Annotated in this window: 1 protein-coding gene; it reads right to left on the reverse strand. The window is 75.6% G+C overall.

The window, feature by feature from the left end; genetic code table 11:
• A partial coding sequence (locus ACZ3HG_RS24925) for a hypothetical protein (RefSeq protein WP_465335235.1) occupies nucleotides 1–234 on the reverse strand: 234 nt, incomplete at both ends.

Below are 234 nucleotides of genomic sequence, written 5' to 3' on the forward strand. Positions count from 1 at the left end.
GACGAGCTCCTCGTGCACGACCGGCCCGAAGCCGCCGAGCGAGGGTGCGTACGACGCCTCCGTCGCCACCCCGAACGGCGTCCCGAGCTCGGCCGCGGCGCCCGCGGCCTTGGCCTCGGCGGCATCCATCGGGCTCAGCGCCCTCGGCACGTCTCCGGTGAACGTGCCGAGGGCGTCGGTGTCGAGCGCGGTCGTCGCCCGCACCGCGGCATCCAGCCATCTCCCGAAAGCGGG

Source organism: Erwinia sp. PME.40.26/001 (assembly GCF_055556675.1).